Raw genomic sequence first — 9,236 nt, 5'->3', positions numbered from 1 at the left:
GTAACCGGGGTGTAGCACGAACATGGGGGAAACGTGGGACGTCGTTGGCCCAAACGCGTGGCGACGATACCCGCCGCTTCTCCGGGCGGACTCGTCGCGCAGTGTGAGGTGGCTCACACACCGGACCGCGGTCAGCGGTCGGTCGTCGGTGAGCTCTCCTCGTGCTCCTGCGGCGCCGGTGGATCCAGCAGGAGAGTCGTCTCGCGTCCGGGATGCCGGCGTCCGACCACGACGAACGCTACCAGCGCCCCGAGACCCACGATGATCGACGTCCAGACGTTGAGGCGGAACGGTCCGATCGTCTCGGCGGGGTCGATGCGCAGCAGCTCGATCCAGAGCCGTCCTGCGGTGTAGAGGACGACGTAGAGCCAGAATACGCGACCGTGGCCGAGCCTCAGACGGCGGTCCAGCACGACGAGCACCGCGGCGGCGGCGAGGTTCCAGAGCAGCTCGTAGAGGAACGTCGGGTGGAACAGCGTCCCCGGGTCGTAGCCCGCGGGCAGGTGCGCGTCGTCGATCTGCAGGCCCCACGGCAGCGTGGTGGGGCCGCCGAACAGCTCCTGGTTGAACCAGTTGCCGAGCCGTCCGACCGCCTGCGCGACGAGCAGGCCCGGCGCGAGCGCGTCGGCGAACGGCGCGAGGCGCACGCCCTGCCGGCGGCACCCGATCCAGGCACCGACCGCACCGAGCGCGACCGCGCCCCAGATCCCCAGGCCGCCCTCCCAGATCGCCACGGCGCGCCACGGGTCCCCCCCGGGGCCGAAGTACGCGTCCGGCGAGCTCAGCACGTGGTAGACCCGCCCGCCGACGATCCCGAACGGGACGGCCCAGAAGGCGATCTCGAGCACGTCGTCCGCGGCACCGCCGCGCTCGACCCAGCGTCGCCGCGTGATCAGGACGGCGGCGACGATCCCGGCGAGGATGGCGAGCGCGTACGCGCGCAGCGGGAACGGACCGAGGTACCAGACGGACGCCGGCGGGCTCGGGATCGACGCGGGGAGCACCGACGCGGGGACCGCGGCGAGCACCGACGCGACTGACGTCACGCGCGCGCCCCGCGCACCCCGGCCGCGATCGTCGACGTGACGCGGGCGAGCGCGTCGAGGCCGGAGGTGAGGTCCGGGGCCTCGACCAGCGGACGGACGAAGGCCGACCCGACGATCACCCCGTCGGCGTAGCGCGCGACCTCGGCGGCCTGCTCCGCGGTCGACACCCCGAGACCGACGCACACGCGCCGGGCGCCCGCGGCTCGGGTGTCCGCGACGAGCCGCTCGGCCTGCGAGCCGACGCTCGCCCGCACGCCGGTGACGCCCATCGTCGAGGCCGCGTACACGAAGCCGCGCGACGCCCCGACGGTCGCGGCGAGCCGCTCGGGCGTCGAGCTCGGCGCGACGAGGAACACGCGGTCGAGGTCGTGCGCCTGCGACGCCGCCCTCCAGTCGGCCGCCTCGTCGGGGATCAGGTCGGGCGTGATGAGCCCGGCGCCCCCGGCGGACGCGAGGTCCCGGGCGAACGCCTCGACGCCGTAGCGCAGCACGAGGTTCCAGTACGTCATGACGAGCACCGGTGCGCCGCGTCCCGCGACCTGCTCGAGCGCGTGCAGCGTGTCCGTCACTCGGGTCCCCTGCGCGAGCGCGTGGCCGACCGCCTGCTGGATCAGCGGGCCGTCGAGCACCGGGTCCGTGTACGGCATGCCGAGCTCGATCACGTCGGCGCCCGCGTCGATCAGCGTGCGCACGGCCTCGACCGAGCCGGGTACGTCGGGGTAGCCGACCGGGAGGTAGCCGATCAGCGCGGCCCGGCCCGGGGCCTCGGCCGAGCCTGCGGCGAGCCCATCGAGCAGCGGGCCCGTCGTCGCGCGGACGGTGGTCTCGCTCACGGCGCCAGCCCTCCCCTGCCCTCGTTCAGTGCCTGGTCCTTGCCCGAGTAGCCCGACGCCGTGGTGTCGTCGAGCAGCCCGAACCAGCGCGCCGCGGTCGCGACGTCCTTGTCCCCGCGACCGGACAGGTTGACCAGGATCACCGGGTCCGCGCCGTCGGGCACGTCCCACCCGCGCGCCTCCTGGCCCAGCTTGATCGCCCCCGCGAGCGCGTGCGCCGACTCGATCGCGGGGATGATCCCCTCCGTCCGGCACAGCACCCGGAACGCGTCCATGGCCTCGACGTCGGTGACGGGCCGGTACTCGGCGCGCCCGATGTCGTGCAGCCACGAGTGCTCGGGACCGACGCTCGGGTAGTCCAGGCCGGCGGAGATCGAGTGGCTCGGGAGCGTCTGGCCGTCCTCGTCCTGCAGGAGGTAGGACTTCGCGCCGTGCAGGACGCCCGGCGTGCCGCCGTTGAACCGCGACGCGTGCCGGCCGGAGTCGACGCCCTCGCCGCCCGCCTCGAAGCCGAAGAGCCGCACGCCCGGGTCGTCGAGGAACGCGTTGAAGATGCCCATCGCGTTCGAGCCGCCGCCCACGCACGCCGCGACGGCGTCGGGCAGCCGGCCGATCTCGTCGGCGAGCTGGAGCTTGGCCTCCTCGCCGATGACCTTGTGGAAGTCGCGCACCATCTCGGGGAACGGGTGCGGGCCGGTCACCGTGCCGAGCAGGTAGTGCGTGGTGTCGACGTTCGCGACCCAGTCGCGCAGCGCCTCGTTGATCGCGTCCTTGAGCGTGCGCGCCCCGATCGTCACCGGGACGACCTCGGCGCCGAGCAGCCGCATCCGCGCGACGTTGAGGGCCTGGCGCTGCGTGTCCTCCTCGCCCATGTACACCGTGCACTCGAGGTCCATGAGCGCCGCCGCCGTGGCGGTCGCGACGCCGTGCTGGCCGGCGCCGGTCTCGGCGATGACGCGCGTCTTGCCCATGCGCTTGACGAGCAGCGCCTGCCCGAGCACGTTGTTGATCTTGTGCGAGCCCGTGTGGTTCAGGTCCTCGCGCTTGAGGAACACCCGGACGCCCTGGCCGATATGGCGCGCGAAGCGCGGGACCTCCGTCAGCGGGCTCGGGCGGCCCGTGTAGGTCTTGTGCAGGCGTGCGAGCTCGGCGCCGAACGCCGGGTCGGCGACCGCCTTGTGGTACGCCGTGTCGAGCTCGTCGAGGGCCGCGATGAGCGCCTCGGGGACGAACCGGCCACCGAAGTCGCCGAAGTAGGGCCCCTGGTGCGTGCTGAGCGGACCGGCGACCGCCATCGCCTCGCGCAGCGCCTGCGCGGCGCCGCCCTCGGGCAGGTCCGGGCGGCCGGTCACTGGCGCACCGCCCGCAGCGACGGGTGCGAGCCCGCCGCGACGAGGTCGGCGACCGACTCGCGCGGTGCGTCGTCGGTCACGAGGGCCTCGCCTACGAGCACCGCGTCGGCCCCGGCCCGGGCGTAGTCCATGACGTCGTGCGGGCCGCGCACGCCCGACTCGGCGATCTTGACGATGCCGGCGGGGATCGACGGCGCGACGCGCGCGAACGTGCCGCGGTCGACGTCGAGCGTCTTGAGGTCGCGGGAGTTGACGCCGATCACCGTCGCCCCGGCGTCGACCGCCCGCGCGACCTCCTCGGCGTCGTGCACCTCGACGAGGGCCGTCATGCCGAGCGAGTGCACCCGCTCGACGAGCGACTCGAGCACCGTCTGCTCGAGCGCCGCCACGATCAGCAGCACGAGGTCGGCGCCGTGCGCCCGCGCCTCCCACACCTGGTACGGCGTGACGACGAAGTCCTTGCGCAGCACCGGGATGTCGACCGCCGCGCGCACGGAGTCGAGGTCCGCGAGCGTGCCGTTGAACCGCCGCTGCTCGGTGAGCACCGAGATGACGGACGCGCCGCCCTTCTCGTACTCCGCCGCGAGCTTCGCGGGGTCCGCGATCGAGGCGAGCGCTCCCCGGCTGGGGCTCGAGCGCTTCACCTCGGCGATCACGGTCACCGCGTCGGCGACGCGCAGCCGGTTCACGCACGCCTTGGCCTCGGGCGCACGTGCCGCCCGCTCCTTGAGTGCGGCCAGGGGCGTCGCCGCCTCGCGCTGGGCGAGGTCCTCACGGACGCCGGCGACGATGTCGTCGAGCACGGTCATCGTCTCGTCACCTTCCCTCGAGCCTCGTCGCCGGGGCGACCGGTGGTCTTCAGGTCATCGTAGGGGCGCACACGGGACGAAAGGACCACGCGCCAGGTCGTGGGACCGTGCAGGACCGCGCGACCGGTCCCGGCGGGGCTCCGCCGGGCCGCCGGCGCGGGTCCTCGACCGTCGAGCCAGGACCCGACGTCACCGGGCGGACAGGAGGCTCAGTACCCGCTCCCCGTCGACAGGAAGGACAGCCCCAGGACGCCCGCCATGCCGACGAGGTAGAGGACGAAGAAGCCGACGGCCACCACGCCGAGCGCGATCGAGATCCAGCCCAGCACGATGCCCGCCTGGGCCACGCCGAGGTTGTTGGCCTCCCCCGCGGCGACGGCCCGCTTGGCGTTGTTGCCCAGGATGACCGCCGGGATGCCGGTGAGGAACACGCAGCCCACCACGATGCCGACGATCCCGAGCACGAGCGACCAGACGCCGAGCTGGTTCTTCGGGTACGCGTACGCCGGCGGGTACGGCTGGCCCGGGTAGGGCTGGCCGGGGTACGGCTGACCCGGGTAGGGCTGACCCGCGTACGGCTGCGCGGGGTAGGGCGCCGGCGCGGGGTACGGCGGCGCGGCGGCGCCGTACGGCGCGGGCTGGACGCCGGGTGCGGCGGGCTCGGCGCCGGGTGCGGCGGGCTGCTGCTCGGCCGCGCGCGGCTTCGAGAGGTCCACGGGTGCGGCGTCCGGAGCGGAGCCCGACGGCCCGGACGGAGCCGCCGGCCCTGTCGCCCGCTCGTCGGGCGTCGGCTCAACGGGCGTCGTCATGGTGGTTCCTCACGGTGGTGCGGACGGGGCGGCGCGATTCTACCGGCGCACCGAGCGGTCCCCGGCACGGCTCGGCGGGGCTCGTCACGGCGCCAGCCAGGGAGCGAGCGCCGGGACGTTCCTCGCGACCGAGTAGACGAGCACGACGACGAGGAGGACCCCGGGTGCCGCGCGCCGGGTCGTCCGCGCCGCGCCGGCCGGGCCCGCCGGCCCCGGTGCGGGGTCCGGCACGCCTCGCCAGCGCCGCGCGAGCCACGTCGCCCAGGCGGCGACCAGCACCGGGACGAGCAGGACCCACAGCGGGTTCATGGCCCACGCGCCCGCGAGGTCACCGTGCGCGAGGTCGTGCGTGGCCCGCAGCCCGCCGCAGCCGGCGCAGAGCATGCCCGTGAGCGCGTACACCGGGCACACCCCGTAGCTGCCCGGCCGGTGCGGGTCCACCGACCCCACGACGAGCACCGCCGCAGCCGTGAGCCCCCCGACGGCGAGCGGCGGGAGCACCGCCCTGCCGCGGGACCGTCCCGCGCCCCACGACGACGCACGGCCCGGCCCTGCGTGGAGAGCCGGGCCGTGCGGTCGGACGGTGCCGTGCACCGGCAGGTCCTCGCTCAGTAGGTGCTCGTGCTGAGCTGGTCGATGCTCTCCATGTACGCCGCGAAGCCGCCGAGCGCGAAGAGCCAGATGAGCGTCAGGATGAAGAACGCGACCGAGACCCAACCGAGGATGACGCCCGCGAGCGAGAGCCCGCCGTTGTTCGCCTCACCGGCGGCGGCGGCCTTGCGGCCCTTGTTGCCGACGATGATCGCCGGGATGCCGGTGAGGATCGAGCAGAGGAAGAACGAGACGATGCCCAGGACGAGCGCCCACACCCCGAGGTTGTTCTTCGGGTAGGTGCCGCCGTAGCCGCCGCCGTACGCGGGCGCGTTGCCGTACTGCGGCGCCTGCGGGTAGCCGCCGGACTGCGGCGCGCCGTACTGCGGGGCGGACGGGTACTGGGGCGAGCCGGGGGTCGTCGGCTGCTCGGGCTGGTTGCCGGCGGCGTACGGGTCCTGCGGCTCGTTCGGGGTCGACATCGCTCTCTCCAGGGGTCGGGCCGGGCGGGGGGTCCGCCGGGTCGGGGGTCGTGCGCGGGCTCAGGGGTGTCAGTGACCGGAGCCGGACTGCTTCGCGAGGGTCGCTGCCCCGCCCTGCCCGTGGCCCATGGCCTGGAGCACCTTGCCGGCGATGATGCCGAGGAGGCACACGCCCAGGCCGGCCCAGAAGAGCCAGACGACGGCGAACGTCACGGCGAGCGCCGAGATCGTGAAGCCGACCAGGACGAGGACGACGAGCGTCCAGGCTGCGGTGGTGTGGCCGTGGTTGCGCGGAGGGCTGCTCAGCGGGAGGTACGCGACCTCGTTGGAGTGGGTCCCGGTGGGGGTCGAGCCGGTGTGCCGGCGTTCGACGGAGTGCTCGGCCATGCCAGCGCCTTTCGATCGTGTTTCTGCGGTCAACCCTAGCGGAACGCCGCTGCTGAGCAGGCTGGACGCGTGCCCGGGCGGGGCGGGCCGGTGCGCGGGCGCTCGTCCGGGTGACCCGCGGGACAGGGGTCCGGGGCCGCCCGACGACGGCTCCCGTCAGGTCGGGTCGTCGCCCCGGCTGAGCGCGTCCCACGCCGAGCGGTCGTCGTCGGGGCCCGGCGGCGGGGCGGCGGTCCCCCGGCCGCGCGCCTCGGCGGTCCCGTACCGGGCCGTCGGCGCGGCCCAGCGTCGCGACGACACCACGACGACGGCCGCGGCGAGCAGGTCGAGGACGCCGACGACGACCGCGACCACGGGCCAGGGCGTCGGGGTCGCCGGGCCCGCGAGCGCACCGACGCCGGTCACCGCGGCGACGACCGTGCGCGCGGCGCCCTGGGGGTCGCCGAGCACCGTGAGCGCGGAGACGACCACGGTGGCCCCGGCCGCCGCGACGACGCCCGCGACGACCCACCGGCCGACGCGACCGACGAGCCCGACCGCAGCGGCGGCCGCGAGCAGGGCGACGGCGGCGGCCAGCACCGCCGGGGCCGCCTGCGTGCCCGTCACCGGGACGTCGACCTCTCCCCGGACGGCGCTCGAGCCGGTCGCCCGCAACCAGACCGGCACGCTCGACGCGGCGGTCAGGAGCGCGGCGAGGACCAGCAGGCCCGCGGTGCGCCCGCGCCGTCGCGCCCCTGGCTTCGCCGCGGTCGTGGCCGGGTCCGGTTCGTGCGCGCCGGACGGCGTCCCGGCGGGCGCGCCGGCGTCGGGCGTGGCGCCGTCGGGCGCGCGTCCCGCCCGGTCCCCCGTGCCCCCCGGCGCGCCGGGGCCCGCGTCAGCCACCGGTCGCCGGCCGGAGCCGGGCCGCGACCTGCACGGCGCGGACGGCAGCCGCGGCCTTGTTGCGCGACTCCTCGTACTCCAGCGCGGGCACCGAGTCGGCCACGATGCCACCGCCGGCCTGGACGGAGGCCCGGCCGTCGCGGATGAGCGCGGTGCGGATCGCGATCGCCATGTCCATGTCGCCCGCGAGGTCGAAGTACCCGACGGTCCCGCCGTAGATCCCGCGCCGCGCGGGCTCGATCTCGTCGATGAGGGCGATCGCCCGGGGCTTCGGGGCCCCCGAGAGCGTGCCGGCGGGGAAGGTCGCCGTGAGGGTCTGCAGAGCCGTGGCGCCCGCGCGGAGCTGCCCGACGACCGTCGAGCAGATGTGCATGATGTGACTGAAGCGCTTGACCGCCATGAACTCGAGGACCTCGACGCTCGACGGCTCGCACACCTTCACGAGGTCGTTGCGCGACAGGTCGACGAGCATGATGTGCTCGGCCCGCTCCTTCGGGTCGGCGAGCAGCTCCTCGCCGAGCTCGCGGTCCGCCTCGGGCGTCGCGGCGCGGGGCCGGGACCCGGCGATGGGGAACGTCACGACGCGCCCCTCCGTGACCTTGACGAGAGTCTCCGGGCTCGAGCCGACGACCGCGAAGTCGCCGCCGTCGGCGTCCTGCAGCTGCAGGTAGTACATGTAGGGGCTCGGGTTGATCGTCCGCAGGACCCGGTAGACGTCGATCGGGGCCGCCGGGCAGTCGAGGTCGAGGCGCTGCGAGAGGACGATCTGGAAGACCTCGCCGTCGCGGATCGCCTCCTGGCCCACGCGCACCGCCTGCTCGAACTCCTCGCGGGTCGAGCGGAACTCGAGCTCGGGCTCGGCGAGGTCGGCGAGCACCGCGGTCGCGGGGGGCGCGGGGGTCGCCAGCGCGGCCTGCATCGCGTCGAGGCGCGCGACGGCGTCGGCGTGGGCCTCGTCGACGCGCTCGTCGGTGTCGTCGAAGTTGATGGCGTTCGCCACGAGCCAGACCGACCCGTCGACGTGGTCGACGACCGCCAGGTCGCTCGCGAGGCACAGCGTGAGCTCGGGGACGCCCAGCTCGTCGGGCGCCTCGGCGGGCAGCGTCGGCTCCCACTGCCGGACGATGTCCCAGCCGAGCGCGCCGACCAGCCCGCCCGTGAGCGGCGGCAGGCCGGGGACGGCGGGCGTCCGCAGGACCTCGAGCGTCCCGGCGAGGACGTCGAGGGGGGCGCCGTCGAGCGGGACGCCCACGGGCACGTCACCCGTCCACACCGCACGGCCGTCGCGCGAGGTGAGCGTGGCGCGCGAGCGGACCCCGACGAACGAGTAGCGCGACCACGTGCCGTCGGACTCGGCCGACTCGAGCACGAACGTGCCCGGGCGGCCCTGCGCGAGCGTGCGGTACAGCCCTACGGGCGTGACGTCGTCCGCGAGCAGGCGGCGCACGACCGGGACGACCCGCCGGTCCGCGGCGAGCGCGCGGAACTCCTCGAGCACCGGCCACGTCGTGCCCCACGGGACCTGGACCGCAGGTGCCTGGGGCGGGGTCGTGGCGGTGCTCATCGCGCTCCTCCGGTGCTCGGGGTGGTGTCGGGGCGCACGCCGACGACGGCGGGCAGCGGGCCGCCCGCCTCGAAGCACGTGCGGGTCCCGGTGTGGCAGGCCGCGCCGACCTGGTCGACCTGCACGAGCAGGGCGTCGCCGTCGCAGTCGAGGCTGACGGACTTCACGTACTGCGCGTGGCCGGACGTGTCGCCCTTGCGCCAGTACTCCTGGCGCGACCGGCTCCAGAACGTCACGCGGCCCGACGTCAGCGTGCGGGCGAGCGCCTCGTCGTCCATCCACCCGACCATGAGGACGTCGCCGGTGTCGTGCTGCTGCACGACCGCCGCGACGAGACCCGCGCCGTCACGGCTCAGGCGCGCGGCGACCTGCGGGTCCAGCGCGGACGGGGGGACGGGGGCGCCGACGGACGGCGCGGACGAGGCGACCACGCCGGAATCCTCCCACGACGCCGCGCGACGCCGCCGCAGCGGCCGCGCCT

11 protein-coding genes are annotated in these 9,236 nt (G+C 75.2%); all 11 read right to left on the bottom strand.

Annotated elements, in window-relative coordinates:
• Positions 1–131: 131 nt before the first annotated feature.
• A complete protein-coding gene (lgt, locus tag NXY84_RS10060) occupies positions 132–1,046 on the bottom strand; it encodes a prolipoprotein diacylglyceryl transferase (RefSeq protein ID WP_258726934.1) in 915 nt (304 codons plus the stop codon).
• Complete coding sequence (gene trpA / locus NXY84_RS10055; RefSeq protein ID WP_396126379.1) at positions 1,043–1,879, bottom strand: tryptophan synthase subunit alpha; 837 nt, start codon at positions 1,877–1,879, stop codon at positions 1,043–1,045. The genes lgt and trpA overlap by 4 nt, the downstream gene beginning before the upstream one ends.
• Positions 1,876–3,174 carry a tryptophan synthase subunit beta gene (gene trpB / locus NXY84_RS10050; RefSeq protein ID WP_258727173.1) on the bottom strand — a complete coding sequence of 433 codons (1,299 nt, stop codon included), beginning with the start codon at positions 3,172–3,174 and terminating at the stop codon, positions 1,876–1,878. Before trpB ends, trpA begins: the two co-directional genes overlap by 4 nt.
• 53 nt (positions 3,175–3,227) lie before the next feature.
• Positions 3,228–4,040 carry an indole-3-glycerol phosphate synthase TrpC gene (trpC, locus tag NXY84_RS10045; RefSeq protein ID WP_258726933.1) on the bottom strand — a complete coding sequence of 271 codons (813 nt, stop codon included), beginning with the start codon at positions 4,038–4,040 and terminating at the stop codon, positions 3,228–3,230.
• A gap of 209 nt (positions 4,041–4,249) precedes the next feature.
• Positions 4,250–4,849: a DUF4190 domain-containing protein gene (locus tag NXY84_RS10040; RefSeq protein ID WP_258726932.1), complete on the bottom strand. Its 600-nt coding sequence runs from the start codon at positions 4,847–4,849 to the stop codon at positions 4,250–4,252.
• 84 nt (positions 4,850–4,933) lie between these two features.
• Positions 4,934–5,350, bottom strand: a complete 417-nt coding sequence (locus NXY84_RS10035; protein ID WP_258726931.1) for a DUF2752 domain-containing protein — start codon at positions 5,348–5,350, stop codon at positions 4,934–4,936.
• Between the two features lie 107 nt (positions 5,351–5,457).
• The gene (locus NXY84_RS10030; protein WP_258726930.1) at positions 5,458–5,922 is read right to left on the bottom strand and encodes a DUF4190 domain-containing protein; all 465 of its coding nucleotides are present in this window, start codon (positions 5,920–5,922) and stop codon (positions 5,458–5,460) included.
• A 69-nt stretch (positions 5,923–5,991) separates the two neighbouring features.
• Positions 5,992–6,309, bottom strand: coding sequence for an HGxxPAAW family protein (locus NXY84_RS10025; RefSeq protein ID WP_258726929.1), 318 nt, complete (start codon positions 6,307–6,309; stop codon positions 5,992–5,994).
• A 156-nt stretch (positions 6,310–6,465) separates the two neighbouring features.
• Positions 6,466–7,191 carry a Trp biosynthesis-associated membrane protein gene (locus tag NXY84_RS10020; RefSeq protein WP_258726928.1) on the bottom strand — a complete coding sequence of 242 codons (726 nt, stop codon included), beginning with the start codon at positions 7,189–7,191 and terminating at the stop codon, positions 6,466–6,468.
• Positions 7,184–8,755, bottom strand: a complete 1,572-nt coding sequence (locus NXY84_RS10015) for an anthranilate synthase component I (RefSeq protein WP_258726927.1) — start codon at positions 8,753–8,755, stop codon at positions 7,184–7,186. Before NXY84_RS10015 ends, NXY84_RS10020 begins: the two co-directional genes overlap by 8 nt.
• The gene (gene hisI, locus NXY84_RS10010) at positions 8,752–9,186 is read right to left on the bottom strand and encodes a phosphoribosyl-AMP cyclohydrolase (protein WP_258726926.1); all 435 of its coding nucleotides are present in this window, start codon (positions 9,184–9,186) and stop codon (positions 8,752–8,754) included. Before hisI ends, NXY84_RS10015 begins: the two co-directional genes overlap by 4 nt.
• Between the last annotated feature and the right edge of the window lie 50 nt (positions 9,187–9,236).

This window comes from Cellulomonas sp. NS3, assembly GCF_024757985.1.
In the GTDB taxonomy this organism is placed as follows: Bacteria; Actinomycetota; Actinomycetes; order Actinomycetales; family Cellulomonadaceae; genus Cellulomonas_A.
The sequence above is the reverse complement of the archived record's forward strand: the minus strand, read 5'-3'. Positions and strand labels throughout refer to the sequence as shown.